At 60.6% G+C, this 24757-nt stretch carries 31 protein-coding genes and 1 riboswitch; of the genes, 17 read left to right on the top strand and 14 right to left on the bottom strand.

The window, feature by feature from the left end; all coding sequences use genetic code 11:
• Nucleotides 1-27 precede the first annotated feature (27 nt).
• The 7 genes from rutA to rutG are packed head-to-tail and all read left to right on the top strand — an operon-like array spanning nucleotide 28 to nucleotide 5462.
• Nucleotides 28-1119 carry a pyrimidine utilization protein A gene (rutA, locus tag IM294_RS12985; protein WP_041910549.1) on the top strand — a complete coding sequence of 364 codons (1092 nt, stop codon included), beginning with the start codon at nucleotides 28-30 and terminating at the stop codon, nucleotides 1117-1119.
• Nucleotides 1119-1808 carry a pyrimidine utilization protein B gene (gene rutB / locus IM294_RS12980; RefSeq protein WP_126817600.1) on the top strand — a complete coding sequence of 230 codons (690 nt, stop codon included), beginning with the start codon at nucleotides 1119-1121 and terminating at the stop codon, nucleotides 1806-1808. The genes rutA and rutB overlap by 1 nt, the downstream gene beginning before the upstream one ends.
• Nucleotides 1809-1819: 11 nt before the next feature.
• Nucleotides 1820-2206, top strand: coding sequence for a pyrimidine utilization protein C (rutC, locus tag IM294_RS12975; RefSeq protein ID WP_126817602.1), 387 nt, complete (start codon nucleotides 1820-1822; stop codon nucleotides 2204-2206).
• Nucleotides 2207-2213: 7 nt separating this feature from the next.
• Nucleotides 2214-3014, top strand: a complete 801-nt coding sequence (rutD, locus tag IM294_RS12970) for a pyrimidine utilization protein D (RefSeq protein ID WP_063437643.1) — start codon at nucleotides 2214-2216, stop codon at nucleotides 3012-3014.
• Nucleotides 3015-3023: 9 nt separating this feature from the next.
• On the top strand, nucleotides 3024-3614 hold the full coding sequence (locus tag IM294_RS12965) for a malonic semialdehyde reductase (protein WP_126817604.1): 591 nt from the start codon (nucleotides 3024-3026) through the stop codon (nucleotides 3612-3614).
• Nucleotides 3615-3626: 12 nt separating this feature from the next.
• A complete protein-coding gene (gene rutF / locus IM294_RS12960) occupies nucleotides 3627-4118 on the top strand; it encodes an NADH-dependent FMN reductase RutF (RefSeq protein WP_032644856.1) in 492 nt (163 codons plus the stop codon).
• Between the two features lie 21 nt (nucleotides 4119-4139).
• The gene (gene rutG / locus IM294_RS12955; protein WP_063437640.1) at nucleotides 4140-5462 is read left to right on the top strand and encodes a pyrimidine utilization transport protein G; all 1323 of its coding nucleotides are present in this window, start codon (nucleotides 4140-4142) and stop codon (nucleotides 5460-5462) included.
• Nucleotides 5463-5520: 58 nt separating this feature from the next.
• On the opposite strand, the gene IM294_RS12950 is transcribed toward rutG, so the two are convergent.
• The 4 genes from IM294_RS12950 to IM294_RS12935 all read right to left on the bottom strand — a co-directional run bounded on the left by IM294_RS12950 (nucleotide 5521) and on the right by IM294_RS12935 (nucleotide 7584).
• Complete coding sequence (locus tag IM294_RS12950) at nucleotides 5521-6021, bottom strand: GNAT family N-acetyltransferase (protein WP_172616463.1); 501 nt, start codon at nucleotides 6019-6021, stop codon at nucleotides 5521-5523.
• 27 nt (nucleotides 6022-6048) lie between these two features.
• Complete coding sequence (locus IM294_RS12945; protein WP_008499829.1) at nucleotides 6049-6318, bottom strand: DUF1778 domain-containing protein; 270 nt, start codon at nucleotides 6316-6318, stop codon at nucleotides 6049-6051.
• Between the two features lie 61 nt (nucleotides 6319-6379).
• The gene (locus tag IM294_RS12940) at nucleotides 6380-7297 is read right to left on the bottom strand and encodes a DMT family transporter (protein WP_059356845.1); all 918 of its coding nucleotides are present in this window, start codon (nucleotides 7295-7297) and stop codon (nucleotides 6380-6382) included.
• A gap of 116 nt (nucleotides 7298-7413) precedes the next feature.
• On the bottom strand, nucleotides 7414-7584 hold the full coding sequence (locus tag IM294_RS12935) for a general stress protein (protein WP_001273664.1): 171 nt from the start codon (nucleotides 7582-7584) through the stop codon (nucleotides 7414-7416).
• A gap of 390 nt (nucleotides 7585-7974) precedes the next feature.
• Here IM294_RS12935 and wrbA point away from each other — a divergent pair, with 390 nt between their 5' ends.
• Complete coding sequence (wrbA, locus tag IM294_RS12930; protein WP_041910554.1) at nucleotides 7975-8571, top strand: NAD(P)H:quinone oxidoreductase; 597 nt, start codon at nucleotides 7975-7977, stop codon at nucleotides 8569-8571.
• Between the two features lie 18 nt (nucleotides 8572-8589).
• Nucleotides 8590-8817, top strand: a complete 228-nt coding sequence (locus tag IM294_RS12925; protein WP_028012649.1) for a YccJ family protein — start codon at nucleotides 8590-8592, stop codon at nucleotides 8815-8817.
• Nucleotides 8818-8850: 33 nt separating this feature from the next.
• Here the strand turns inward: IM294_RS12925 and agp are convergent, their stop codons facing one another.
• Nucleotides 8851-10092, bottom strand: coding sequence for a bifunctional glucose-1-phosphatase/inositol phosphatase (gene agp, locus IM294_RS12920; protein WP_126817606.1), 1242 nt, complete (start codon nucleotides 10090-10092; stop codon nucleotides 8851-8853).
• Nucleotides 10093-10244: 152 nt separating this feature from the next.
• On the opposite strand from agp, the gene IM294_RS12915 reads away from it, so the two are divergent.
• Nucleotides 10245-10688 (top strand): helix-turn-helix domain-containing protein, encoded by a 444-nt coding sequence (locus IM294_RS12915; RefSeq protein ID WP_028012647.1) that lies wholly within the window; start codon nucleotides 10245-10247, stop codon nucleotides 10686-10688.
• Between the two features lie 125 nt (nucleotides 10689-10813).
• Nucleotides 10814-11608, top strand: coding sequence for an SDR family oxidoreductase (locus IM294_RS12910; RefSeq protein WP_028012646.1), 795 nt, complete (start codon nucleotides 10814-10816; stop codon nucleotides 11606-11608).
• A 1-nt stretch (nucleotide 11609) separates the two neighbouring features.
• Here IM294_RS12910 and IM294_RS12905 read toward each other — a convergent pair whose 3' ends face one another.
• Nucleotides 11610-11969 (bottom strand): helix-turn-helix domain-containing protein, encoded by a 360-nt coding sequence (locus IM294_RS12905; protein WP_023335206.1) that lies wholly within the window; start codon nucleotides 11967-11969, stop codon nucleotides 11610-11612.
• A gap of 100 nt (nucleotides 11970-12069) precedes the next feature.
• Between IM294_RS12905 and IM294_RS12900 the strand changes: the two genes are divergently transcribed.
• Nucleotides 12070-12819 carry an SDR family oxidoreductase gene (locus IM294_RS12900; protein ID WP_028012645.1) on the top strand — a complete coding sequence of 250 codons (750 nt, stop codon included), beginning with the start codon at nucleotides 12070-12072 and terminating at the stop codon, nucleotides 12817-12819.
• Between the two features lies 1 nt (nucleotide 12820).
• Here the strand turns inward: IM294_RS12900 and IM294_RS12895 are convergent, their stop codons facing one another.
• Nucleotides 12821-13324, bottom strand: a complete 504-nt coding sequence (locus tag IM294_RS12895) for a DedA family protein (protein WP_126817608.1) — start codon at nucleotides 13322-13324, stop codon at nucleotides 12821-12823.
• Between the two features lie 154 nt (nucleotides 13325-13478).
• A riboswitch (M-box (ykoK) riboswitch) is annotated at nucleotides 13479-13648 on the top strand.
• A 60-nt stretch (nucleotides 13649-13708) separates the two neighbouring features.
• Between IM294_RS12895 and IM294_RS12890 the strand changes: the two genes are divergently transcribed.
• Nucleotides 13709-14710 (top strand): magnesium transporter, encoded by a 1002-nt coding sequence (locus tag IM294_RS12890; RefSeq protein WP_045630063.1) that lies wholly within the window; start codon nucleotides 13709-13711, stop codon nucleotides 14708-14710.
• Here the strand turns inward: IM294_RS12890 and hpxK are convergent.
• The 7 genes from hpxK to hpxU all read right to left on the bottom strand — a co-directional run bounded on the left by hpxK (nucleotide 14676) and on the right by hpxU (nucleotide 21047).
• Nucleotides 14676-15938, bottom strand: coding sequence for an allantoate amidohydrolase (hpxK, locus tag IM294_RS12885; protein ID WP_126817610.1), 1263 nt, complete (start codon nucleotides 15936-15938; stop codon nucleotides 14676-14678). The genes IM294_RS12890 and hpxK overlap by 35 nt on opposite strands.
• Nucleotides 15935-17176 (bottom strand): alanine--glyoxylate aminotransferase family protein, encoded by a 1242-nt coding sequence (locus tag IM294_RS12880; RefSeq protein ID WP_032651243.1) that lies wholly within the window; start codon nucleotides 17174-17176, stop codon nucleotides 15935-15937. Before IM294_RS12880 ends, hpxK begins: the two co-directional genes overlap by 4 nt.
• A 13-nt stretch (nucleotides 17177-17189) precedes the next feature.
• A complete protein-coding gene (locus IM294_RS12875; RefSeq protein ID WP_008499843.1) occupies nucleotides 17190-17927 on the bottom strand; it encodes an amino acid ABC transporter ATP-binding protein in 738 nt (245 codons plus the stop codon).
• Nucleotides 17908-18564: an amino acid ABC transporter permease gene (locus IM294_RS12870; protein ID WP_014883296.1), complete on the bottom strand. Its 657-nt coding sequence runs from the start codon at nucleotides 18562-18564 to the stop codon at nucleotides 17908-17910. The genes IM294_RS12875 and IM294_RS12870 overlap by 20 nt, the downstream gene beginning before the upstream one ends.
• The gene (locus IM294_RS12865) at nucleotides 18564-19229 is read right to left on the bottom strand and encodes an amino acid ABC transporter permease (protein WP_041912033.1); all 666 of its coding nucleotides are present in this window, start codon (nucleotides 19227-19229) and stop codon (nucleotides 18564-18566) included. The genes IM294_RS12870 and IM294_RS12865 overlap by 1 nt, the downstream gene beginning before the upstream one ends.
• A gap of 4 nt (nucleotides 19230-19233) precedes the next feature.
• Nucleotides 19234-20016, bottom strand: a complete 783-nt coding sequence (locus IM294_RS12860) for a transporter substrate-binding domain-containing protein (RefSeq protein WP_126817612.1) — start codon at nucleotides 20014-20016, stop codon at nucleotides 19234-19236.
• A gap of 191 nt (nucleotides 20017-20207) precedes the next feature.
• Entirely contained in the window at nucleotides 20208-21047 is an 840-nt protein-coding gene (gene hpxU, locus IM294_RS12855) for a MurR/RpiR family transcriptional regulator HpxU (protein ID WP_126817615.1), read from the bottom strand.
• A 143-nt stretch (nucleotides 21048-21190) separates the two neighbouring features.
• Between hpxU and hpxW the strand changes: the two genes are divergently transcribed.
• Genes hpxW through hpxZ form a run of 4 tightly spaced genes read left to right on the top strand, consistent with a single transcriptional unit; the run spans nucleotide 21191 to nucleotide 24750 of the window.
• Nucleotides 21191-22774: an oxamate amidohydrolase gene (hpxW, locus tag IM294_RS12850; RefSeq protein WP_126817617.1), complete on the top strand. Its 1584-nt coding sequence runs from the start codon at nucleotides 21191-21193 to the stop codon at nucleotides 22772-22774.
• Between the two features lie 10 nt (nucleotides 22775-22784).
• Nucleotides 22785-22973 carry an oxalurate catabolism protein HpxX gene (gene hpxX, locus IM294_RS12845; RefSeq protein ID WP_028012637.1) on the top strand — a complete coding sequence of 63 codons (189 nt, stop codon included), beginning with the start codon at nucleotides 22785-22787 and terminating at the stop codon, nucleotides 22971-22973.
• Nucleotides 22970-24367, top strand: coding sequence for an AtzE family amidohydrolase (locus IM294_RS12840; protein ID WP_126817619.1), 1398 nt, complete (start codon nucleotides 22970-22972; stop codon nucleotides 24365-24367). The genes hpxX and IM294_RS12840 overlap by 4 nt, the downstream gene beginning before the upstream one ends.
• Nucleotides 24364-24750 (top strand): oxalurate catabolism protein HpxZ, encoded by a 387-nt coding sequence (gene hpxZ, locus IM294_RS12835; RefSeq protein WP_126817621.1) that lies wholly within the window; start codon nucleotides 24364-24366, stop codon nucleotides 24748-24750. The genes IM294_RS12840 and hpxZ overlap by 4 nt, the downstream gene beginning before the upstream one ends.
• The last annotated feature ends 7 nt before the right edge of the window (nucleotides 24751-24757 follow it).

Genomic DNA, 24757 nt, shown 5'->3' with positions numbered 1-24757 from the left:
CTGCGACGTAATGAAGAGAGGTTCGTGATGAAAATTGGCGTATTTGTACCCATCGGCAACAACGGCTGGCTTATCTCGACCACTGCACCGCAGTACATGCCGACCTTTGAGCTGAACAAAGCCATCGTGCAGAAAGCGGAGCACTACCATTTCGACTTTGCGCTTTCGATGATCAAGCTGCGCGGCTTTGGCGGCAAAACGGAATTCTGGGATCACAACCTGGAGTCCTTCACTCTGATGGCCGGGCTGGCAGCGGTTACCTCGCGGATCCAGATCTACGCCACCGCGGCCACCCTCACCCTTCCGCCCGCGATCGTGGCACGCATGGCCTCCACCATCGACTCCATCTCCGGCGGGCGCTTTGGCGTTAACCTGGTCACCGGCTGGCAAAAACCGGAGTACGAGCAGATGGGACTCTGGCCGGGCGACGATTACTTCTCCCGTCGCTACGACTACCTGACCGAATACGTGCAGGTGCTGCGCGACCTGTGGGGCACCGGCAAAAGCGACTTCAAAGGCGACTTCTTTACCATGAACGACTGCCGCGTCAGCCCGCAGCCGTCGGTGCCGATGAAGGTGATTTGCGCCGGGCAGAGCGACGCGGGGATGGAATTCTCCGCGAAATACGCCGACTTTAACTTCTGCTTCGGCAAAGGCGTTAACACCCCTGCCGCCTTTGCCCCGACCGCCGCGCGCATGAAGGAGGCCGCCGACAAAACCGGGCGCGACGTGGGCTCGTACGTGCTGTTCATGGTCATTGCCGACGAAACCGACGACGCCGCGCGCGCCAAATGGGAACGGTATAAGGACGGCGCTGACGACGAAGCCCTGAGCTGGCTTACCGAGCAGAGCCAGAAAGACACCCGCTCCGGCGCAGACACCAACGTGCGTCAGATGGCCGACCCAACCTCCGCCGTCAATATCAACATGGGCACGCTGGTCGGCTCGTATGCCAGCGTTGCCAGGATGCTCGACGAAGTGGCGGCCGTACCCGGCGCGGAGGGTGTCCTGCTGACCTTCGATGATTTCCTCACCGGCGTGGAAACCTTCGGCGAGCGCATCCAGCCGCTGATGCAGTGCCGCGCCCATATCCCTGCCGTCACGAAGGAGGTGGCGTAATGACGACCTTAAACGCTCGCCCGGAAGCCATCACCTTTGCGCCGCAGCAGAGCGCGCTGATCGTGGTGGACATGCAAAACGCCTATGCCAGCCAGGGCGGTTATCTGGATCTGGCGGGGTTCGACGTCTCCGCCACAAGGCCTGTGATCGAGAACATCAAAACCGCCGTCGCCGCCGCGCGCGCGGCGGGAATGCTCATCATCTGGTTCCTGAACGGCTGGGATGACCAGTACGTCGAGGCCGGCGGCCCCGGCTCGCCCAACTTCCACAAGTCGAACGCCCTGAAAACCATGCGCAAGCGGCCCGAACTGCAGGGCAAGCTGCTGGCCAAAGGCGGCTGGGATTATCAGCTGGTGGACGAGCTGGTCCCGCAGGCGGGCGATATCGTCCTGCCGAAACCGCGCTACAGCGGCTTTTTCAACACCCCGCTCGACAGCCTGCTGCGCAGCCGGGGCATTCGCCACCTGGTGTTCACCGGCATTGCCACCAACGTGTGCGTGGAATCGACCCTGCGCGACGGCTTTTTCCTCGAGTATTTCGGCGTGGTGCTGGAAGACGCGACCCATCAGGCCGGGCCGGAATTCGCCCAAAAGGCAGCTTTGTTCAATATCGAAACCTTTTTTGGCTGGGTCAGTAACGTTGCAGATTTCTGCGACGCCCTGAATCCTCCGCTCGCCCGTATCGCCTGAGGAGACACACGATGCCGAAATCCGTAATCATCCCGCCGGGCACCAGCACGCCCATCGCCCCGTTCGTCCCCGGCACCCTCGCCGACAGCGTGGTGTATGTCTCGGGCACGCTGCCGTTTGATAAAGACAACAACGTGGTGTTTATCAACGACCCAAAGGCGCAAACCCGCCACGTGCTGGAGACGATCAAAACCGTGATCGAAACGGCGGGTGGCACCATGGAGGACGTGACCTTCAACAGCATCTTTATCACCGACTGGAAAAACTACGCCGCGATTAACGAAATCTACGCCGAGTTCTTCCCCGGCGATAAACCGGCGCGGTTCTGCATTCAGTGCGGGCTGGTAAAACCGGACGCGCTGGTTGAGATCGCCACCGTTGCGCACATCGCGAAGTGAGGCAGGCATGAAACTTTCCGTCTCGCCGCCGCCGTACGAGGGTGCGCCCGTGGTGGTCTTTATTTCCGGTCTCGGCGGCAGCGGCAGCTACTGGCTGCCCCAGCAGGCCGCGCTGGAGCCGGAGTATCAGGTGGTGTGCTATGACCAGCGGGGAACGGGCAATAACCCCGACACCCTGCCGGAGGGTTACAGCCTTGCGCAGATGGCAGACGAGCTCGCCCAGGCGCTGGCTGACGCAGGCATTGCGCGCTACAGCGTCGTCGGGCACGCGCTCGGCGCGCTGGTCGGCCTGCAACTGGCCCTCGACAAGCCCGACGCCCTCACCGCGCTGGTGTGCGTCAACGGCTGGCTGACCCTCAATGCCCACACCCGCCGCTGTTTTGACGTTCGCGAGCGGCTGCTGCATTCCGGCGGCGCGCAGGCGTGGGTCGAGGCGCAGCCGCTGTTTCTCTACCCGGCAGACTGGATGGCCGCCCGCGCGCCGCGTCTGGAGGCCGAAGAAGCGCTGGCGCTGGCCCATTTCCAGGGTAAAACCAACCTGCTGCGCAGGCTCAGCGCCCTGAAAAAAGCCGACTTCCGCCGCCAGTCCGCACGCATTCGCTGCCCGGTGCACATTATCTGTTCCGCCGACGACGTGCTGGTGCCGTCCGTCTGTTCCGCTGAACTGCACGCCGCCCTCCCGCACGCCCACAAAACGGTCATGCGCCAGGGCGGACATGCCTGCAACGTCACCGAACCGGACACCTTTAACACCCTGCTGCTGAACGGGCTTGCCAGCCTGCTGCACAGCCCTGAACCCGCTTTATAAGGAGCTTTAATGAGCGAAGCCATTACCCCCGCCGCGCTGGAAACGCTGTTCACCAGTGCCCGCACCCACAACGGCTGGCTGGATATGCCGGTCAGCGACGAGACGCTGCGCGAGATGTACGACCTGATGAAATGGGGCCCAACGTCTGCCAACTGCTCACCGGCGCGCATTGTCTTTGTGCGAAGCGCAGAGGGAAAAGAGAAGCTGCGCCCGGCGCTCTCCAGCGGCAACCTCGAGAAAACGCTTACCGCCCCGGTGACAGCGATTGTCGCCTGGGACGGGGAATTCTACGAGCGCCTGCCCGAGCTGTTCCCGCACGGCGATGCCAGAAGCTGGTTTACCGCAAGCCCCGCGCTGGCGGAAGAGACGGCCTTTCGCAACAGCTCAATGCAGGCCGCGTATCTGATTTTCGCCTGCCGCGCACTCGGCCTGGACACCGGCCCGATGTCGGGCTTTGACCGACAAAAGGTCGACGAGGCCTTTTTCACCGGCACAACGCTTAAAAGCAACCTGCTGATCAACATTGGCTATGGCGATACGCGCAAACTTTACGGGCGCCTGCCGCGCCTGACCTTCGACGATGCCTGCGGACTGGCGTAAGGAGCGATCGTGATGACACCCGATAAACAGACCTTTCGCGACGCCATGGCCTGCGTTGGCGCGGCGGTCAACATCATCACCACCGACGGCCCGGCGGGGATGGCGGGCTTTACCGCCAGCGCGGTATGCAGCGTCACGGATTCCCCTCCCACCCTGCTGGTGTGCCTGAACCGCGGCGCGTCGGTCTGGCCCACGTTCAGCGAAAACCGCACCCTGTGTGTGAATACCCTGAGCGCCGGACAGGAGCCTTTATCCAATCTGTTTGGCGGCAAAACGCCGATGGCGGAACGCTTTACCGCCGCCCGCTGGCAGACGGGCGACACGGGCTGCCCGCGTCTGGAGGATGCGCTGGCCTCGTTTGACTGCCGCATCAGCCAGGTGGTCAGCGTCGGTACTCACGACATTCTGTTTTGCGACATCGTATCGATTATTCGCCACCCCGCACCGCAAGGTCTGGTGTGGTTTGACCGCAGCTACCACGCGCTTATGCGACCCGCCTGCTAAGGCGCTTTAAGGAGACAGACCATGTTCGGATTTCCCCACTGGCAGTTGAAATCGACCTCCACTGAAGCAGGCGTGGTCGCGCCGGATGAACGCCTCCCGCTCGGGCAAACCATGGTGATGGGCGTCCAGCATGCAGTCGCGATGTTTGGCGCGACGGTATTGATGCCGATGCTGATGGGGCTCGATCCCAACCTGTCTATTCTGATGTCGGGAATCGGCACCCTGTTGTTCTTTTTTGTTACCGGCGGGCGCGTGCCCAGTTACCTGGGCTCCAGCGCCGCCTTTGTCGGCGTGGTGATCGCCACTACCGGTTTTAACGGCCAGGGGATCAACCCCAACCTGAGCGTGGCCCTCGGCGGCATCATCGCCTGCGGGCTGGTCTATACCCTGATTGGTCTCGTTGTGATGAAGATCGGCACGCGCTGGATCGAACGGATGATGCCCCCCGTCGTCACCGGCGCGGTGGTGATGGCGATAGGCCTGAACCTCGCGCCGATTGCGGTGAAAAGCGTCTCCGCTTCGCCGTTTGAAAGCTGGATGGCGGTGATCACGGTGCTGTGCATCGGCCTGGTGGCAGTCTTTACGCGCGGGATGATCCAGCGTCTGCTGATCCTGGTCGGGCTGATTGTCGCCTGTCTGATCTACGCCCTGCTGGCGAACGTGTTCGGCATGGGCAAGCCGGTCGATTTTACCCTGCTTCATCAGGCCGCCTGGTTCGGTCTGCCGCAGGTGACCTCGCCCACCTTTAACACGCAGGCGATGATGCTTATCGCCCCGGTGGCGGTGATCCTGGTGGCGGAAAACTTAGGGCACCTGAAGGCGGTGGCGGGAATGACCGGGCGCAGCATGGATCCGTACATGGGCCGCGCGTTCGTCGGCGACGGGCTGGCGACCATGCTCTCAGGCTCCGTGGGCGGCAGCGGCGTGACCACCTATGCGGAAAACATCGGCGTGATGGCGGTGACCAAGGTCTACTCAACGCTGGTCTTCGTGGCGGCGGCGGTAATGGCGATCCTTCTTGGTTTCTCACCAAAGTTCGGCGCGCTGATCCACACCATTCCGTCACCGGTCATCGGCGGCGCGTCGATTGTGGTGTTCGGGCTGATCGCCGTGGCCGGGGCACGCATTTGGGTGCAGCATCGGGTTGACCTCAGCCAGAACAGCAACCTGATCATGGTGGCCGTCACGCTGGTGCTGGGCGCGGGCGATTTTGCCCTGACGCTGGGCGGGTTTACGATCGGTGGGATTGGTACGGCGACCTTCGGCGCGATCCTGCTTAACGCCCTGCTGAGCCGCCGGATGGTTGCCGCGCCGCAGGCCGCCGCGGCGCATCAGGATTCGTGAAATCGATATGTCGGGTGACGGCTACGCCTTACCCGACCTGCATGCTCCTTAAGAGCGATCACGCCTGCTCAAACAGTCGTTCGATAGCTTTTGTCGGGAAGAACAAAGAATGGCTGTTTTCGCCTGCCAGCGGGATGAACCCCAGCTTCAGATAAAATCGTTTAGCCTGCTCGCTAAGGGCATCAACAAATATTCCGTGTACTCCCACAGCCTGCGACGCCAGGTAAACCACCCGCATAGCGTGTGCAACAAGCGTTGTTCCCCACTCGTTTCCCTGTAGTTCTTTATGAATAGCCAGACGTCCCAGCGTCACGCTGGGTACGTTGAGATAAGGGATCCGACGCTGCTGAGTCTTAGAAGGAAGCATCGCTCTCTCAAAGCAACTTCCCGATAGCGTGTAATAGCCCAGCACGCGCGGATGGTCGCGCTCTTTAAGCAGGTAGGCTCGTAGAATACGTCCATTGTGCTGGCGTACCAGGTGTTCTCTCAGGAAGGCATTTAGCGAGGGTTCACCACAATCAAAATCCCCGAAATCATAGTCGGTTCCCTCTGAAAACATTTCAATCGTGAGATTTGCCAAGACGCTTCACTCCATGTTTCGAAGACGTTTTGCCGCTCGCTTGAGGCGTTCATTTGGCTCTGGCGGATTGTCGATAGCATCCATCACCGCATTCCAGGAGGCTTCGTTTAACACGAGACGACGGTGCTGCTCGATGACCTCTGCAGCACGCTCTGACGCACTGTTCACCATAAACTGGGTGATCGTTTGATTCGTCATCGCCGCCGCTTCTTCAATCATTGTTTTGTCTTCGTCCGTTAAGCGAAGATCGATACGCTGTTTTTTAAGTGCTGGCATGGTTTACATCACCGTGTACGGTTTTAATCCGTACATATCCTAAGTAACGTTGCGCTTTTTTTCAATCTAAACCTTTTTCAGCAGTCAAATGACTCGCTTCACGCCCCCGCTTTCTGAACTTTAGTTCGCTCACCAGCACCCCGGCGACAATAAACGCCGCGCCCACCAGCGCCAGCAGCGGTAAACGCTCGCCGGCCAGTCGTCCGAAAATCCCCGCCCAGACCGGTTCACCGGTGTAGATCACCGTCGCCCGCGTTGGCGATACGCTGCGCTGCGCCCAGTTCATGGTCACCTGGATAATGGCGCTGAAGATGCCAAGCCCCAGCGCGACCACCACCAGCCCCGTGGACATCGGCGGCACGGATTCCCCGGCTGGCACCATCGTCGCGAAGGCCACCAGCGACGCCGTCGCGAGCTGCACCACCGTCACGCGCTTGACGTCCACTTTCCCAGCCCAGGCGCTGATCAGAATAATTTCCGCCGCGATGGCAATGGCCCCGACGAGGGTAATGATCTCGCCCGGCCCCAGCGCCAGCAGGTTATTTTCCGGCCCGGCTAATAAAATCAGGCCGATAAACGCCAGCACGATGCCAATGCAGGACATCAGCCCCGGTAGCCGCCCGAGGCATAACCATTGCAGCAGCGGCACCAGCGGCACGTACATGGCGGTAATAAAAGCGGATTTGCTGCTGGAGATGGTCTGCAATCCCCACGTCTGCAGGCTGTAGCCCATCGCTATCGCAACCCCAATCGCCACGCCGGCCTTGAGTTCCTTCAGCGTCAGACCCCGCAGCGTTTTAAGGGAGATCAGCCCCACGGCTATCGCCGCCGTCGCAAAGCGCAGGCCGACAAAAAAGAACGGATCGCTGAGGGTCACCGCGTACTGGACGGCAAGAAAGGTCCCGCCCCAGAACATGGTGATGAGAATAAGGATGGCTTCCTGCGGTTTTATGGAGAATTTAAAGCGTGAGACGGACATGCGACACCAACAAGTGAGATCAATTCTGTAGTGTGCGTTGCCTTTGGTTACAGTTCAATGTTGCAGACATAAAAAAACCGCCGGGAAACCCGGCGGCAGGGAGTCAACCCGGCGTACTACTTATTGCTGCCGTGGCTATTTTTACCCCCTTTTTTACCAGCCTCTGATGCGCGCTGAGGGTCGTTCTTGAAGTTACCCCCGCTAGACTGGCCACCTTTACGACCTGCTTCTGATGCTCTTTCACGGTCTTCAGCGAAATTACCTGAACCACCACGATGGTTTGCCATCTCTAACCTCCAGAGTGTGAAACATTAGACATCATATTGCATTCAGTAAAAGAGGATTCTTTCACCTCGCGGCTAAAGGACAGGGCCTTTATCTGTGCCGCGTGAAACTAAGCTTAGTGGACTGAGGCTATCCGGCAAGCCACGGGTAATATTCTGCAACATGATATCCGCCTTTCGGGTCAGATAACGCGACGGAAATCTATAAGCCTTTCTTATCATTTTAAAATTCGACGACCAGAAAGTTGTTTCATTTTGCTACAGCCCCTTATTGTAACCATGTTGTTATAAATCAAAGAAATGCCGTTCATTTTTGCAGTCTGGCCGTGATGTCATATCTTTATATGAACGCAGCGATCCGCTGTCAGAAAAACCAACGAGGAGTGATGCAAAATGGCAAAAGTTCTGGTGCTCTATTATTCCATGTATGGACACATTGAAACCATGGCTCACGCGGTAGCAGAAGGTGCAAACAGAGTGGACGGCGTTGAGGTTGTGGTAAAACGCGTACCGGAAACCATGCAGGCGGAAGCGTTCGCCAAAGCCGGGGGAAAAACACAAAATGCCCCGGTCGCCACCCCGCAGGAGCTGGCGGAGTATGATGCCATTATCTTCGGCACCCCGACCCGCTTCGGCAATATGTCAGGCCAGATGCGTACCTTCCTCGATCAAACCGGCGGGCTCTGGGCATCCGGGGCGCTGTACGGCAAACTCGCCAGCGTATTCAGCTCTACCGGCACCGGCGGCGGACAGGAGCAGACGATTACCTCAACCTGGACTACCCTTGCTCATCATGGAATGGTGATTGTGCCAATTGGCTACGGCGCGCAGGAGCTGTTTGACGTTTCTCAGGTGCGCGGCGGGACGCCGTACGGCGCAACCACCATTGCCGGTGGGGATGGCTCACGTCAGCCAAGCAATGAAGAACTCTCTATCGCCCGCTATCAGGGTGAATACGTCGCGGGTCTCGCTAAAAAACTGAACGGCTAACCCAACAGGAGGAAAAGTATGCCAACACAGGAATCCAAAGCTCACCACGTGGGCGAATGGGCAAGTTTACGCAACACCTCTCCGGAGATTGCCGAAGCCATCTTTGAAGTCGCGAACTACGACGAAAAGCTGGCCGAGCAGATTTGGGAAGAAGGCAACGATGAAGTGCTGATTCGCGCCTTCGAAAAAACGGACAAAGACTCGCTCTTCTGGGGCGAGCAAACCATCGAACGTAAAAACGTCTAAGCGTTTCCCCCCGCCGCAGCGGGGGGTTCTCTTTTACTTCGCCGCGTTATTCATGACCGCATTGAATTTATCAACCGGACAGAAGCCGTTCGCGTCCACCGGACAGCCCTTCAGCTCCAGCGTCACGCGCTGCGCGGGTGACTGCAATGACAGCACGCTGGCGTTGCGCAGCTGCTCCGCGCTCTGGTAGACATACTCAATTTTCATCAGCTCCTGATTGCTGTTTTTGTCGTGCCAACGCTGGAAGACAATCTTGCCGCCAATCGGGGTCCGTTCCTGCTGGTCATGCAGCTGATACGGCTTGAAATCCAGCGCGGTGAGCAGTGAAGCGATGTTCGAATCGTGCCCTACCAGCAGAGTAATCTTAGGCGCTTTCGCCTGTTCGGTGACCAGCGTTTTATCGATATATTTCACCAGCGGCTTCGCCACGTTTTGCGCCACCTCGGTGGAGGTAAACAGCGAGTCCTGATAGCCGTTCTTCAGCTTCGACAGCACGCGCCACTGCTGGTCGGTCTTGATTTCACCCCAGGCCACCTGGTCGGCCGGGAAACCTTCGTAATACTGCAGCGTGAACGCGTCCACCAGCGAGTTACCCACCTTCAGCGGCCCGGATACGCCAGGCTCTTTTTCATAGTCGGCGCTGAAGGTATCTTTCGCGTCTGCCAGCGAGCAGACTTTTTTCTCTTTGCAGGACGGGGAATCGGCGTAATTTGTCATCTGCTCCAGCAGCTTATAGCTTTCGCCAAGCTGCATTTTCTGCCGCTCGGTCTCCATCGCCTTCAGCGCTTTTTCGCGGAATTCCGGCGAGTTGTCGGTAATCACCGGATTAAAGGTCGGGTCCATAGTGCCCATTTTTTCCTGATGATGCACGGGGACGTCGCAGCCCGGGAACGCACCGGTAATGAAGAACTGCGCGGTCGCGACGGTACGCTGCAGGCTGTTGGCGTAAGCATACACGCTATCTGCTGGCGGGCACTCTCCCGTCTTCACCATCCCCTGCTGCGCCAGCCACTCGCGCATGTAATGGCCCATATAGACTTCCAGCACGCCGCCTTTGGTGGTGAGCTGACCGCCCGGCACGTCCCACTCCGGCCACTGCTTCGGCGTGGACTGCTCCAGCACGCTGCCGTTGTTGGCGAGCGGCGCGCGCAGGTTGTGACGGCTCATGATTAACACCTGCTCCAGCTGATAGCCTTTCGGCGTCTCCTGCGCCTGTGCGCCAAAGGTCATTGAAAGGGTACCTGCCACGGCCACTGCGAGTAGTGCTTTTCTCATCCCTCGTTCCTCACGTTTTTTTAATATTCCAGTGAGTGTGACAGATTCGTGACAGTTTTTTCGGGAAGCATTTCTCAAACTGATGATTAACGTGCTTACGGTGGGCGCTAATTAGTTTTATAATAAAACCATACCCCACCGGAGACCTGACCGTGAAACGCACCCGCCTTGAAGAGAGCACCTGCCCCGTCGCCCGTTCGCTGGATATCATTGGCGACTGGTGGTCGCTGCTGATCGTTCGCGACGCGCTGCGCGGGATTAAACGCTTCGGTGAGTTTCAGAAAAGCCTCGGTATCGCGAAAAACATGCTCACCTCGCGGCTGAAGCTGCTGGTCGATGAAGGCATCCTCCGGCTTCAGCCCGCCTCCGACGGCAGCGCCTGGCAGGAATACGTTCTGACCGACAAGGGACGCGCGCTCCAGACGGTGCTGGTTGCTCTCTCCCAGTGGGGCAATGAATTTTTGTTCGCGGAAAACGAATGCGGCACCGTTCTCGTCGATAGCGAACAGCGCAAACCCCTGCGTAAACTGGCGCTTATCGCCGACGATGGGCGCGAGCTGACGCCAGAAGAGATCGTGGCTAAACTCCCCTCCTGATCGTTCCCAACGGCAAAAGCACAAAATGCCCGGCAAAATGGTTGCATTATAAAACCAAATAGCAGAGAGTTAATTCAGTTTCATATTGAAACCAGATAACCCACTTTGCTTTGAGGTAACACACAATGACTACGCAAATCACCACCGCCTTAATTACCGGCGCCTCTTCCGGGATCGGGGCCGTCTATGCCGATCGCCTGGCCGCGCGCGGCGCTAACCTGGTCCTGGTCGCCCGCCGCGAGGATCGCCTAAAAACCCTCGCCGCCGACCTGCGCGCGCGCTATGGCGTGGCCGTCGCTATACTGGTGGCCGATCTCAGCGATGAAGCCGGGATCCGCGCCGTGGAAAATGAACTGCGCCACAATACCGCCATCGATACGCTGGTAAACAACGCGGGCACCGCGCAGATGGCCCCGTTCCTCGCGGGCGATGTGGCGCAGCATCAGGCCATCAACACCCTCAACACCACGGCGCTGATGCGTCTGACCTACGCTATCCTGCCCCGCCTGGCGCAGAACAATCGCGGGACGCTGATCAATATCGCCTCGGTGTTATCGCTCCATGTCCGTGCGGGCAGCGCGCTGTACAGCGCCACCAAAGCCTGGGTACTGAGCTTTACCCGCGGACTGCAGGAAGAATTTGCCGATAGCAGCGTGCGCATTCAGGCCGTGCTGCCCGCCGCGACGGCGACGGAGATCTGGAGCCATTCAGGGGTTACGGTGAACGATCTGCCGGAAGGGTCGGTGATGACCACCGACGATATGGTCGATGCGTCACTGGCGGGTCTGGATCAGGGCGAACAGATCACTATTCCGCCGATGCATGACGCCGCCCTGTGGGATCGCTACGAAGCGGCGCGCCTTGAGCTGTTTAACAGCGCGCGCACCGGGGTTCCGGCACCGCGCTACGTGAAACAGTAGCCTAACGCTCAAGCTGGTCGCCGTACTCGCTCATCCAGGCGGCCAGCGGCGAAAGTGCGTCCTGCAGGGTTAACCCCAGCTCGGTAATTTGATACTCCACGCGCGGGGGGATCTCCGGGTAGACCGTCCGCGTCACCAGCCCGCGCTGCTCAAACAGGCGGAGCTGCTTCGTCAGCTCTTTCTGCGTGATGGGGGCAGCGGCACGCAGCAGATCGCCAAAGCGTACGGGCGTGTTGAACACAATCAGGCGATAGAGAATGGGGATCGCCCACTTACCGGATATCAGGTTGACAAACTGCGTCATCGGGCAGGTATACGCCTCAGATTTTTTTTCGCAGCACACCTCCAGCATTTCTGCCATAGCACACCTCTTGCCTCGTTAGTATCCATTTGGTACCTGGTTTCCTTTCGATACTAACGTTTCTATAGTGCTTTCTCCAGTGACATTTCAGGAGAAGAACATGGGTCGTTTAACCGATAAATATACGCTGATTACCGGCGGCACCAGCGGCATTGGTCTTGCCACCGCGCAGGCGTTTATCGCCGAAGGGGCGCGCGTCGCCGTGACCGGACGCAACCCGGACACCCTCGCCGAAGCAGAGCGCATTCTGGGCGATAAGGCCTGGGTGATCCCAACCGACGCAGGCGATATCGCGTCGCAAAAAGCGCTGGCGGAAACTCTCGCCGCTCGCTGGCCACGCCTGGACGCGGTGTTTCTCAACGCTGGCGACGTAACGCACGCGCCGCTGGAAGCCTGGCAGGAGGATGCGTGGGACCGCCTGATGGGCATCAACCTGAAGGGACCGTTCTTTTTAATTCAGGCGCTGCTGCCGCTGCTGAATAACCCGTCGTCGGTGATCCTCTGCGGCTCCGTGAGCGCACGCATCGGCCTGCCCACCAGCAGCGTGTATGCCGCAAGCAAGGCCGCCCTCCTGTCGCTGGCGCGTACGCTGTCGGCGGAGCTGCTGCCGCGCGGGATCCGCGTCAACGGGTTGAGCCCCGGTCCGGTGGAAACGCCGGCATTTACGAAGACGGGCTTAAGCGAAGAGACGCTTAACGCGATGATGGCGGAGATCATCAAGCTGGTGCCGCTCGGCAGAATGGGCTCGACGACGGAGCTGGCAAAAGCCGCGCTCTATCTGGCGTCCGACGAGTCGAGCTACACGGTAGGAACGGAGCTGCTGGTGGACGGCGGAATGGGGAGTCTGTAACTCAAAAGGCGCTGATGCCGGTGACCGCGCCGACATACAGCGCCGCCCATGCACAGGCGGAAAGCAGGCTGACGGCGTAAAATTTGACGGCGTTCAGCCTGAGCATCCCTGCCGCCAGCGGCACGACATAACGCAACACCGCCAGAAAGCGCGACGTAAACAGTACGATGACACCGTTTTTTTGCAGCTGATGCTGAACCCGTAAAAACGTAGCGGCATGCTTCGCCGTAAAGCGCGCGACAAGCCGGGTGTGCCCCATCAGCTGGCCGATATGGTAGTTCAGCACCGATCCCGCCGTTGCCCCCAGCACCACGGCGAGCCACGCCAGCGCCGGGTGCATGCTCCCCTGGCTGACGCCGATGCCCGCCAGCAGCATCACCGAGGCGGGCGGCAGCACGGAGGAGATCAGCACCGTGGACTTGCTCAGCGCCATTATGAATAACAGCGCGAACAGATGTGCCGGATAAAGCGCAAAATGATTCAGCAGATTATCAAACCACGCCATTTTCCTTCCCCCGTTAATTAATCCTCCATTTAAAAGGAATAACCTTAAATAAACCCTCAACATTTTATTAATAAGATTTACCTAAACCTTCCTTAAACATTATTTAATTTCCTGAGCGATAAATTTAAACAAGCGTATTATTCCTCACGCTTTACAACGATCTCGTTATGGCGAGGCTCCTGTACAAATACACGTTATCGCTCTGGTGGGTTCGAGAGAACCGGCACAGGGTAAAACAGGCACTGTCGAATCAAGGCTTTGTCAGTATAACTTCCCTTGCGGGATACGGTGTACAGTGCTGAACCCAGGACGTGGGGATCTCCTTTCCGACATGCCCTGTCTTGCTCGCCCCTGAGAGATTTTATTATTCAAAGGGAATTCACTATGTCTTACGCTATTCACAACCACAACCTGGCATTCAATGACAGCGCGGTCGCGCAATATATGAATACCGATTTTATTGTCCTCGACGTTTCATTATGCGTGGCGCTGGCGCGCGAGCAATTCTTCGAAAAATTAAAAGACGACGATATTCCGTCGCATATTTTTATTGAAGACCATGGACGCCTGGCGGGCATGATTGCGGTACGCAAATTATTGCAGGTCACGGATACCGTGCAGCCAATTAAAAGCCTGATGATTTCACAGTTTTTGCAGGTCAAACCGGAAGATGAACGAGCCGATGTCGCCGGACTTCTGGCCCACGGCGACGCGGACGTCGTGCCGGTGGTGACCCACGGCAAGCTCGTCGGCTGCCTGACCGAGCGCGAAATCGCCCATCTGCTGGAAGATGACGTCACCGAAGACGCCCAGCTTCAGGGGGCGACGCTGCCGCTGGAGAAGCCCTATCTGGAAACCAGCGCCTTCAGCCTGTGGAAGAAACGCTCCGTATGGCTGCTGCTGCTGTTTGTCGCGGAAGCCTACACCAGCTCGGTGATCCAGCACTTCGAAGAGGCGCTGGAGTCTGCCATCGCGCTGGCGTTCTTTATTCCGCTGCTGATCGGCACGGGTGGCAACAGCGGAACGCAGATCACCTCCACGCTGGTGCGCGCCATGGCGCTGGGTGAAGTGCATCTGCGCGACGTAGGCCGCGTGCTGCGCAAAGAGATGACCACCTCGCTGATGATTGCCGTGACGCTCGGTATTGCCGGGTGCATCCGCGCCTGGATGATGGGTATCGGGCTGGAAATCACGCTTATCGTCAGCCTGACGCTGGTATGCATTACGCTCTGGAGCGCGATTGTGTCGTCAGTGATCCCGATGGTGCTCAAGCGCTGCGGCATTGACCCGGCGGTCGTCTCCGCGCCGTTTATCGCGACGCTTATCGACGGTACCGGGCTGATTATCTACTTTAAGATCGCGCAGTATACGCTGGGGCTGGAGTAACGCGATCCGCCAGCTGAATCACCGCACGCGAAAACGCCTCAATCGCCAGCGCAACATCCTCAGCCATCACCGATTCCGCCGGGTGGTGGCTGACTCCGCCCCTGCAGCGCACGAACAGCATGCCCACCGGCCAGCGTTCCGCGATGGCAATCGCATCGTGGCCCGCGCCGCTGGGCAGCGACAGCGAGCGTCCCTGTACCGATTTGACGGTCTCCCCCAGCACGTTCTGCAGGTGCAGATCGCACGGCGTGGCGGCAATGCGGTAAAACTCCTCGGCGCTAAATGCCAGCCCGCGGCGCGATGCGATCGCCCGGGCATGTTCCAGCAGCTCGTTGAGCAACCTGTCCAGCGGTGCATCCTGCGGGCCGCGAATATCGAGCGAGAGCTGAACCTCACCGGGGATCACGTTCACCGCTCCCGGCAGACAGCGCAATTCCCCGACCGTCGCCACCAGATTGCCGCCCTGCTGTCGGGTAGCGTTTTCAATAATAACCATCCACTCGGCGGCGGCGGCCAGCGCGTCTCTGCGGTGGAGCATCGGCACGGTTCCCGCATGTCCGGCCTCGCCGGTGAAGCGACAGTTCAGGCGACGGGCGCCGTTAATGGCTTCCACCACGCCAAGCGCGAGCGCCTCCTGCTCAAGGCACGGCCCCTGCTCAATATGCAGCTCGAGATAGGCGCTGAAATCTTCCTGACGCCTTGCGGCATGCGACACGCTGGCAGGATCGAGCCCCGTCTGGGTCATCGCCTGCGCCACGCTGATGCCGCTGGCGTCAGTTTTTTCCAGCCAGCCCTGCGGCCAGGTGCCCGTCAGCCCCCGGCTGCCTAACAGCGTAATACCGAAGCGGGTGCCCTCTTCATCGCAAAAGCCGACAATCTCGATGGCCTGCGCCAGATGCACACCCTGCTGATGCAGGCTGTCCACCACTTCAATGGCCGTGAGCACCCCGAGCATGCCGTCGTAGCGTCCCGCGTTGCGCACGGTATCCAGATGCGATCCAAGCAGCACCGCCTGCGCCCCTTCCTGCGCCCCCTCATAGCGTCCACAGATGTTGCCCACGCTGTCCTGCCAGACGGTCATGCCCGCCTGGCTCATCCACTGCCCCACCAGCTGGTTGGCCTGCAGATGCTGCACCGAGAGATAGACCCGTGTCAGCGCATCCGGGGTTTCGCTGATGGCGGCCAGCGCGTCGGCGCGGGCCATCACCCGTTCTGCCGCCGGGCTCATTGCGGCGTCTCGCGGCGATAGTGGTCCCACGCGGCCTGCATCGCCGCGCCCTGCGTGGTGGTGAATTTCAGGTAGTTCAGCACCGACTCCAGCGCGCTCAGGGTGGTCATCACGCAGTCCTTGCGCGCGTTGTAGCCCATGGTGCCGATGCGCCACACCTTGCCGTGCAGCGGGCCAAACGAGGTGCCGATTTCAATCCCGAAATCCTCCAGCATCAGCTTACGCACCTGGTCGCCGTTGATGCCCTGTGGAATAACCACGCCCAGCACGTTGTTCATCTTGTGCTTCAGATCGCCAAAGGTCTCCAGCCCCATCGCCTGAATGCCCTTCAGCAGCGCATCGCCGTGCAGCCTGTGGCGGGCGATGCCGTTATCCAGCCCTTCCTGCAGGATCAAACGCGCGCACTCACGGGCGCCAAACAGCGCGGTGGTCGCTTCGGTGTGGTGGTTGAGGCGCTCCGGCCCCCAGTAGTCCATCACCATGCCGAGATCGAAATAGTTGGAGTAGATCATCTCCTCATCGCCGTCTCGGTGGGCGTCGGTGCGAATGCCCTCCTCAACGCATTTGCGGCGGCGGATCGCCTCCTCCATGCGCGCGCTCAGGGTAATCGGCGACGTGCCCGACGGGCCGCCGAGGCACTTCTGCATCCCGGCCGAGACGGCGTCCAGCCCCCATGCGTCGGTCTCCAGCGCGTTGCCGCCGAGCGACGCGGTGGCATCGGTGTAAAACAGCACGTCGTAGCGGCGGCAGATGGCGCCGAGCTCCGCGAGCGGCTGCAGCATGGTGGTGGAGGTGTCGCCCTGCACGGTTAGCAGCAGGCGCGGACGAATACGCTTAATCGCATCCTCCACCTGGTCCGGGGTGAACACCTCGCCCCACGGCACCTCGATGGTATGCACCTCCGCGCGGCAGCGGCGGGCAATTTCGCACAGCAGGTGGCCAAAGCGGCCAAAGACCGGCACCAGCACTTTATCTCCGGGGCGGATGGCGGAGACCAGAATGGCTTCAATCCCCGCCCGGGAGGTGCCGTCCACCAGCATCGTCCAGCGGTTCTCGGTGCGAAACACACCGCGATAGAGCGCCATCACCTCGTTCATGTAGTGGGTCATGGCCGGATCGTACTGGCCAATCAGCTGGCTCGACATGGCGCGCAGCACGCGCGGGTCGGCGTTGATCGGCCCCGGCCCCATCAGCAGGCGCTGGGGCGGGTTGATTTGCGGAAAGTGTGCGATATCCATTGTTAAGTCCTTATCAGTTGAGGCCGCGCACGGAGGAGATGAACTGCTTCAGTTCCGTGGTCTGCGGGTTGGCGAACAGCGTTTTGCTGTCGCCCTGCTCCCAGACTTTCCCCTGGTGCATAAACACCACGCGGTCGCCCACTTCGCGGGCAAAATTCATTTCATGGGTCACGAGAATCAGGGTCATCCCCTCGGCCGCAAGCTGCTCCAGCACCTTGAGCACTTCGCCCACCAGCTCCGGGTCGAGCGCGGAGGTGATCTCGTCGCAGAGTAAAACTTTAGGCGACATCGCCAGCGCGCGGGCAATCGCCACGCGCTGCTGCTGGCCGCCGGAGAGGCTCGACGGGTAGTAATCCAGACGATCGCCAAGCCCCACTTTCTCCAGCATGCGCTGGGCCAGTTCGCGGCATTCGGCGGCGCTTTTCTTCAGCACCCGACGCGGGGCGAGCATCACGTTCTCCAGCGCCGTCATGTGCGGGAACAGGTTAAAGCTCTGGAACACCATCCCGACCGAGCGGCTGATTTCACGCGCCTGAGAATCCCGGTCGGTAATGGTCATGCCGCCCAGCTTGATGCTTCCGTCCTGATACCCTTCCAGGCCGTTGATGCAGCGCAGCAGCGTGCTTTTGCCCGATCCGCTGCGCCCGATAATGGAGATCACCTGGCCCATATCGATATCCAGATCGACGCCCTTGAGCACGTGGTTATCGCCGTAGTACTTCTGCACCTGATTAATGGTGATGAGAGGCATTGAATTTGGTCTCCAGATAGCGGCTGTAGCGCGACAGCGGATAACACAGAATAAAGTAGCCCAGCGCCACCAGCGCAAAGACCTTAAATGGCTGATAGGTCACGTTGGTCAGCATGGTCCCGGCCTTGGTCAGCTCGATGAAGCCGATAATCGACGCCAGCGCGGTGCCTTTGATCACCTGCACCGCAAAGCCCACCGTCGGGGCGATGCCGATGCGCAGCGCCTGCGGAGCGACCACGCGAAACAGGGTCTGGCCGAAGGTCAGGCCCAGGCAGCGCGAGGCTTCCCACTGCCCCTTCGGCAGGGCGCGAATGCTGCCGTACCAGATATCGAGCAGAAATGCGCTGGTGTAGAAGGTTAACGCCAGCGAGGCGGCGGTCCACGGCGAGACGTCGATGCCGAACAGCGCCACGCCGAAGAAGGCCAGGAACAGCTGCATCAGCAGCGGGGTGCCCTGAAACAGCTCGATATAGCCGCGGATAATGCGCTTCACCGTGCGCCCGCCCGTCAGGCGCAGCAGCAGGAGCGGCAGCGTTACCACTGCCCCGCCAACAAACGCCACCAGCGACAGCAGTACCGTCCAGCGTCCGGCCAGCAGCAGGTTGCGAATAATGTCCCAGTCGGTAAAGGTGGTCATCATGCCTGCACCCCCAGCCATTTGCGTCCTGCCGCCATCATCAGCTGGCGCAGGGTAATCGACAGCGCTAAGTAAATCCCGGTTGTCACCAGATAGACCTCAAAGCTCAAAAACGTTCTGGACTGGATGAGGTTAGCGGCGAAGGTCAGCTCTTCATACGAGACCTGCGACACCACCGACGAGCCGAGCATCACGATGATGCACTGGCTCACCAGCGCCGGATAAATGCGCTGCAGCGCGGGCGGCAGCACCACGCGAATAAACGTCTGCAGACGGGTTAGCCCCAGCACGCGCCCGGCCTCCCACTGTCCTTTCGGCGTGACCTGAATGCCCGCGCGGATAATTTCGGTGCTGTACGCGCCCAGGTTCACCACCATTGCCAGCAGCGCCGCCTCCCCCGCCGTCATCTTCAGGCCAAGATTCGGCAGGCCGAAGACGATGAAAAACAGCTGCACCACAAACGGCGTGTTGCGGATGATCTCCACGTAGCCGCCCCAGATCCGGCTGTACCAGGTGGTGCGTCCGCTGCGGATCGCCGCGCCGAAAATCCCGATTGCCAGCCCACCGACGGTTGCCATTACCGTCAGCTGAATGGTGACCCACAGCCCCGCCAGCAGCTCCGGCCAGTGCGGCCAGAGGGCTGAAAAATCAAGTTGCTCCGTCATCGGCTCAGGCGCCAAGGTTTGCCGGCAGCGGGGCCTTCAGCCATTGCTCGGACAGGCCGTTCAGCGTGCCGTCCTTGATGCCCTGCTCAATCAGCGCATCCACTTTTGCCTTCAGGGCCGGTTCGTTCTTCTTCAGGCCGATAAAGCACGGTGAGTCTTTCAGCATAAAACTCGGCACCGGGGCTTTCTCCGCGTTCTGCCGCGAAATGGCCGCCACCACGAGGTTGCCGGTCGCCACGTACTGCACCTGGCCGGAGAGGTAGGCCGAAAGCGTGGTGTTGTTGTCTTCGTAGCGTTTCACGTTGGCGTCTTTCGGTGCCAGGCCGGTCAGCACCATATCCTCCACCGCCCCGCGCGTCACGCCGATGGTTTTTCCGCTCAGCGCGGCGGCGTCCTTTAGCTCGGCCCCTTTCGGGCCAAACACGCCGAGGAAGAACGGCGCGTAGGCGCGGCTGAAGTCGATCACCTTCTCGCGTTCCGGGTTTTTACCGAGGCTGGAAATGACCAGGTCCACCTTATCGGTTTGCAGGTACGGCACGCGGTTGGCGCTGGTCACCGGCACCAGCTGCAGCTTGAGCTTCATCTGTTTCGCCAGATAGCGCGCCATGTCTATGTCGTAGCCCTGCGGCTGCAGATCGGTCCCTACCGAGCCAAACGGCGGGAAATCCTGCGGAACGGCAATGCGAATGGTGCCGCGCTTCTCGATATCCTGAAGCTGGTCAGCCTTTGCGGGCAGCTGAGTGAAGAGACATGCGGCCCCGGCCAGTGCAATAAACAGTTTTTTCATGGTGCTTCCCCGTAACGTTAACATGAAACAAAAGATTCTTTGAATGTGATTTTGCAACTAATGTGCCAGATAAGGCGAAGCGGGGAATTTTCTCTTAAACCCTTATAAAACGCGGGCGGGGCGAAAATACTCTCTATTTTCGCCCCGTTCATTTGCACCATTTCAATGCAAAGCACCAGTCTGATGCCCCATTATCGTTGTTCGAGTTCGTCCAGCTGCTGGTAGAGGGAGGCAATCTCGTGAATGCGCGGACGGCCTTTATCGAGAATGTCATGCAGGAAGGCGTTCGCCAGCAGGTTGATCAGGCTGTTGACGGAGGAGTAGCTGTCATAGGCGGAGACGCTGTCCAGCGGGGCGCAGAGCTGCCAGCTCGCCAGTGGAAACAGGCTGTGGGCCTGCGGCTCGCACATCAGCAGCACCGGAATACCGCTACTCTGAAGCTGCTGCATCAGCGGACGAATGATGCGCGGGCGGCGGCGGAAAGCCATCACCACCACCAGATCGTCCGGCGTTAGGTCCACCAGTTCCTCGCTCAGGCTCTGCCCCGGCTGCGGCAGGACCAGCACCTGACCGCGCGCCTGCAGCAGCTGCTGGCGCAGGTGCAGCGCCGCCGGATAGGCGTTACGCATGCCGATAATCACAATGCGCCGCGCCTTGACCATGCAGGCCATGGCGTCGGCAAACTGCTGCGCGTCAAGGGCATTGACCCACTGGGTCAGGTTCGCCATCTCCTGCTTGTAGTGGCGCGCCAGCAGCGTGTTGCCCTGCACCGCATCGCGGTTATCGGTGAGCGGCATCCCGCTCTGGCGCAGGGTGCGCAGCTCGTCGCGCATATCCTTATATTTCTCATAGCCCAGACGCTTAAACAGGCGGCTGACCGTGGCTTTCGACACCCCGCTCAGCTGCGCCAGCTCGGCGCTGTTGTAGCTGATCAGGTCGTCAAAATGGTCGAATATAAAGTCTGCCACCCGCTGCTCCTGCGGCGACAGCGACGGGTATTGTGCTTTCAGACGTTCATCCAGTTGTTCCATAGCACCTCTGTAACTTTTGTTTCATCACATTATACCTTTCTTTATACGTATTCATTATACGTGCCAGCTTACTGAAACTTTTCTTTCAGAACTGGAACAGCTTTTGCAGCGCCTTGTGACTTTCAGTGTTACGAGGACTTCTCATGCAAAGCAACGTCTCCACGCACGGCATGGCCGTTGCGCCCCACCATCTTGCCAGCCAGAGCGCGCTGGCGGTGTTGCGCGAAGGCGGCAGCGCGATTGAAGCGATGGTCGCGGCGGCGGCCACCATCGCCGTGGTTTACCCCCACATGAACGGGCTGGGCGGCGATGGCTTCTGGCTTATCGTGCCGCCAGAAGGCGACCCCATCGCCATTGATGCCAGCGGCGCGGCGGGATCGCGCGCGACGCTTGCCGCCTACGACGGGCACACGCACATTCCTCATCGCGGACCGCAGGCGGCGCTGACCGTCGCCGGCACGGTGAGCGGCTGGGACGAGGCGCTGAAAGTTTCCCGCGAGATGACCGGCAAGTCGCTGCCGCTGGCCCGCCTGCTGGCCGACGCCATTGACTATGCGCAGAACGGCACCCCGGTCACGGCCTCACAGGCCCATGCCACGGCCAGTAAATTCGACGAACTGAAGGCCATCCCCGGCTTCGCGGAAACGTGGCTGGTGAACGGTAAGCCGCCCCAGGTCGGGAGCCGTTTTTACCAGCCCGCCATGGCCTCAACCCTGACGCGCCTCGTAGAGGACGGTCTGGACAGCTTTTATCGCGGCCCGCTGGCGGACGTGCTGGCGCACGGTATGGAGACGCTGGGCATGCCCGTGACGCTGGCCGATCTTAACGCGCACGTTGCCCGGCGCACCGCGCCGCTGAAGCTGCAGCATCAGCAGGGGGAGATCTTTAACCACGCCCCGCCGACGCAGGGGCTGGTCTCGCTGGCGATACTCGGCATCACCGACCGCCTGAAAATGGCGGAGGCCGACGACGCGGACACCATTCACCGCATCGTTGAAGCCACCAAGCTGGCCTTTGGCCTGCGCGATGCCCACATTACCGACCCGCGTGAACTGAAAACCGAGATTCAGGAACTACTGGATCCCGCCGCCCTGCAGGTGCTTGCCGACAGGGTTGACGACGGCCACGCTGCGCCGTGGGGAACCGGAAAAGGGCCCGGCGATACGGTGTGGATGGGGGTGATGGATAACAGCGGGCTTGCCGTGTCGTTTATCCAGAGTATTTATCACGAGTTCGGCAGCGGCGTGGTGCTGCCCGATACCGGCATCGTCTGGCAGAACCGGGGGGCGTCGTTCAGCCTCGACCCCGCTCATCTTCTGGCCCTCGCGCCGGGCAAACAGCCTTTCCATACCCTGAACCCGGCGGCGGCGCGTCTTAAGGACGGGCGCGTAATGGTCTACGGATCGATGGGCGGTGACGGACAGCCGCAAACCCAGGCCGCGCTCTTTACCCGCTACGTGGTTCAGGGCGTGCCCTTGCAGGAAAGCATTTCCCGCCCGCGCTGGCTGCTGGGGCGCACCTGGGGACAAACCTCAGACACGTTAAAGCTGGAAGGACGCTTTACCGCAGAGACGGTCTCACGGCTTCAGGTACTCGGACATGAGGTAGAAATATTCCCTGACTTCAGTGAAGCGATGGGCCACGCGGGCGCGATTGTCCGCCACCCCAACGGGCTGTATGAAGGGGCGTTTGACCCGCGCAGCAACGGCGCGGCCGCCGGATACTGAGGAGAAAACAATGACGACACAACAACCCGACTGGCAGGCGTATCTTGCGCAAATGGAGTCCGTGCTCGGCGTGACGCTGGACGATGCCCGCCGCGCCGAGCTGCAGTTGCAGTTCAGCCGCATTGCCAGCATGGCCGCCCCGCTGATGGCGCTGCCGCTCGACGACCGTCTGGAGATCGCAGGAGTGTATAAAGCATGACGCTACACGAGATGAGTATCAGCGACATTCAACAGGCGCTGAGCGCGGGCGAGCTGAGCGCCCATGAGATTGCCCGCCAGACGCTGGAGGCGATTGGGCGCGTTAATCCGCAGATCAATGCCTGGACCACCGTGACGGAAGCACGCATGCTCGCCGAGGCCGAGAACATCGACACCCTGCGCCGCGAAAAGCGCCCCCTGCCGCCGCTGGCGGGCGTGCCCTACGCGGTGAAAAACCTGTTCGACGTTGCCGGACACACCACCCTCGCGGGCGCCGAGCTGTTCAGCCAGCGCCCCGCTGCGGCCGCTGACAGCTTCGCCGTGCGCCAGCTGCGCAGCGCGGGCGGGCTGCTGTCCGGGATGGTGAATATGGACGCCTACGCCTACGGCTTTACCACCGAGAACAGCCACTACGGCGCGACGCGTAACCCGCACGACCTGACGCGCATTGCGGGCGGGTCCTCTGGCGGTTCAGCCGCCACCGTAGCCGCCGGGCTGGTGCACTTTTCGCTCGGCACCGACACCAACGGGTCGATTCGCGTTCCGGCCTCGCTGTGCGGCATCTATGGTCTCAAGCCCACCTTTGGCCGCCTGTCACGATCCGGCAGCCATCCGTTTGTCGCGAGCCTGGATCATATCGGCCCCTTCGCCCGCCGCGTGTGCGACCTGGCGTCCGTGTACGACGCGCTGCAGGGCCGGGACAGCAGCGACCGTTTTCAGGCAGAGAGCTCGCGCGAGCAGACGCGCCCCCTGCTAGACCGCGGGCTTGACGGCCTGCGCTGCGCGGTGCTCGGCGGCTACTTCACCACCTGGTGCGACGCACAGGCCAGAGACGCCGTGGCGCGGGTGGCGAAGGCGCTCGACGTGCAGGATGAGCTGCAGTTTCCGGACGCCGAGCTGGCGCGCTCCGCGGCGTTTATCATCAGCGCCGCCGAAGGGGGAAATCAGTACCTGCCCGCGCTTCGCCGCGAGCCCGAGCGCTTTGAGCCGCACTCCCGGGAGCGACTGCTGGCAGGCGCGATGATCCCCTCCGCCTGGTATATTCAGGCCCAGCGGTTCCGTGCGCAGGCGCGGCAGGCGTTTCACGCGCTGTTTGCCCAGGCCGACGTGCTGATCGCCCCCGCGACGCCACGCAGCGCCACGCGGATCGGCGAGCAAACCATGGAGATTAACGGTCAGCCGCTCCCCATCCGCGCCAGCATGGGGATGCTGACCCAGCCGATTTCATTTTTGGGCTTGCCCGTGACCACCGTTCCGCTGCGCACCGCACATGGCGCGCCGATTGGCCTGCAGCTGATTGCCGCGCCGTTTAACGAGCAGGCCTGCCTGCGCGTCGCTCGCGTGCTGGAAGAGAGCGGCATCACCGATGCCCGCCCGGCGGAGGTTGCAGCATGATCAATCACGATGACATTAACCTGCCGTGGGTGGTTGCCGAGGTGACCGCCGCGTTTTATCGCTATGAAGACGCGCTGGTGAGTAACAACATTGCCGTGCTGGACGAGCTGTTCTGGCACGACAAAAACACGGTGCGTCTGGGGGCGGGTGAAAACCTGTACGGGATCGATGAAATCCGCGCCTTTAGGGCGGCGCGCCCGTCTGCTGGGCTTCAGCGGACGCTGCGCCACACCGTGATTACCACCTTCGGGGAGGATTATGCCGTGTGCAGCACCGAGTTTACCCGTGAAGGTACGGAGCGGATTGGCCGCCAGCAGCAGACGTGGGCAAGGTTTGCCTGCGGGTGGCGGATCGTGGCGGCGCAGGTGAGTTTGATGTCGTAGCCGTAGG

Origin of the sequence: Enterobacter cloacae complex sp. P43RS, assembly GCF_014930585.1 — a bacterium.
Lineage (GTDB): Bacteria > Pseudomonadota > Gammaproteobacteria > Enterobacterales > Enterobacteriaceae > Enterobacter > Enterobacter bugandensis.
Note: the sequence above shows the minus strand (reverse complement) of the source record. Positions and strands in the feature narration are given on the sequence as shown.

Bases quoted from the DNA above. Each gene is read 5' to 3' on its own strand.
- rutA (WP_041910549.1), top strand. From the start codon at position 28: ATGAAAATTGGCGTATTTGTACCCATCGGCAACAACGGCTGGCTTATC.
- rutB (WP_126817600.1), top strand. From the start codon at position 1,119: ATGACGACCTTAAACGCTCGCCCGGAAGCCATCACCTTTGCGCCGCAG.
- rutC (WP_126817602.1), top strand. From the start codon at position 1,820: ATGCCGAAATCCGTAATCATCCCGCCGGGCACCAGCACGCCCATCGCC.
- rutD (WP_063437643.1), top strand. From the start codon at position 2,214: ATGAAACTTTCCGTCTCGCCGCCGCCGTACGAGGGTGCGCCCGTGGTG.
- IM294_RS12965 (WP_126817604.1), top strand. From the start codon at position 3,024: ATGAGCGAAGCCATTACCCCCGCCGCGCTGGAAACGCTGTTCACCAGT.
- rutF (WP_032644856.1), top strand. From the start codon at position 3,627: ATGACACCCGATAAACAGACCTTTCGCGACGCCATGGCCTGCGTTGGC.
- rutG (WP_063437640.1), top strand. From the start codon at position 4,140: ATGTTCGGATTTCCCCACTGGCAGTTGAAATCGACCTCCACTGAAGCA.
- IM294_RS12950 (WP_172616463.1), bottom strand. From the start codon at position 6,021: ATGTTTTCAGAGGGAACCGACTATGATTTCGGGGATTTTGATTGTGGT.
- IM294_RS12945 (WP_008499829.1), bottom strand. From the start codon at position 6,318: ATGCCAGCACTTAAAAAACAGCGTATCGATCTTCGCTTAACGGACGAA.
- IM294_RS12940 (WP_059356845.1), bottom strand. From the start codon at position 7,297: ATGTCCGTCTCACGCTTTAAATTCTCCATAAAACCGCAGGAAGCCATC.
- IM294_RS12935 (WP_001273664.1), bottom strand. From the start codon at position 7,584: ATGGCAAACCATCGTGGTGGTTCAGGTAATTTCGCTGAAGACCGTGAA.
- wrbA (WP_041910554.1), top strand. From the start codon at position 7,975: ATGGCAAAAGTTCTGGTGCTCTATTATTCCATGTATGGACACATTGAA.
- IM294_RS12925 (WP_028012649.1), top strand. From the start codon at position 8,590: ATGCCAACACAGGAATCCAAAGCTCACCACGTGGGCGAATGGGCAAGT.
- agp (WP_126817606.1), bottom strand. From the start codon at position 10,092: ATGAGAAAAGCACTACTCGCAGTGGCCGTGGCAGGTACCCTTTCAATG.
- IM294_RS12910 (WP_028012646.1), top strand. From the start codon at position 10,814: ATGACTACGCAAATCACCACCGCCTTAATTACCGGCGCCTCTTCCGGG.
- IM294_RS12905 (WP_023335206.1), bottom strand. From the start codon at position 11,969: ATGGCAGAAATGCTGGAGGTGTGCTGCGAAAAAAAATCTGAGGCGTAT.
- IM294_RS12900 (WP_028012645.1), top strand. From the start codon at position 12,070: ATGGGTCGTTTAACCGATAAATATACGCTGATTACCGGCGGCACCAGC.
- IM294_RS12895 (WP_126817608.1), bottom strand. From the start codon at position 13,324: ATGGCGTGGTTTGATAATCTGCTGAATCATTTTGCGCTTTATCCGGCA.
- IM294_RS12890 (WP_045630063.1), top strand. From the start codon at position 13,709: ATGTCTTACGCTATTCACAACCACAACCTGGCATTCAATGACAGCGCG.
- hpxK (WP_126817610.1), bottom strand. From the start codon at position 15,938: ATGAGCCCGGCGGCAGAACGGGTGATGGCCCGCGCCGACGCGCTGGCC.
- IM294_RS12880 (WP_032651243.1), bottom strand. From the start codon at position 17,176: ATGGATATCGCACACTTTCCGCAAATCAACCCGCCCCAGCGCCTGCTG.
- IM294_RS12875 (WP_008499843.1), bottom strand. From the start codon at position 17,927: ATGCCTCTCATCACCATTAATCAGGTGCAGAAGTACTACGGCGATAAC.
- IM294_RS12870 (WP_014883296.1), bottom strand. From the start codon at position 18,564: ATGACCACCTTTACCGACTGGGACATTATTCGCAACCTGCTGCTGGCC.
- IM294_RS12865 (WP_041912033.1), bottom strand. From the start codon at position 19,229: ATGACGGAGCAACTTGATTTTTCAGCCCTCTGGCCGCACTGGCCGGAG.
- IM294_RS12860 (WP_126817612.1), bottom strand. From the start codon at position 20,016: ATGAAAAAACTGTTTATTGCACTGGCCGGGGCCGCATGTCTCTTCACT.
- hpxU (WP_126817615.1), bottom strand. From the start codon at position 21,047: ATGGAACAACTGGATGAACGTCTGAAAGCACAATACCCGTCGCTGTCG.
- hpxW (WP_126817617.1), top strand. From the start codon at position 21,191: ATGCAAAGCAACGTCTCCACGCACGGCATGGCCGTTGCGCCCCACCAT.
- hpxX (WP_028012637.1), top strand. From the start codon at position 22,785: ATGACGACACAACAACCCGACTGGCAGGCGTATCTTGCGCAAATGGAG.
- IM294_RS12840 (WP_126817619.1), top strand. From the start codon at position 22,970: ATGACGCTACACGAGATGAGTATCAGCGACATTCAACAGGCGCTGAGC.
- hpxZ (WP_126817621.1), top strand. From the start codon at position 24,364: ATGATCAATCACGATGACATTAACCTGCCGTGGGTGGTTGCCGAGGTG.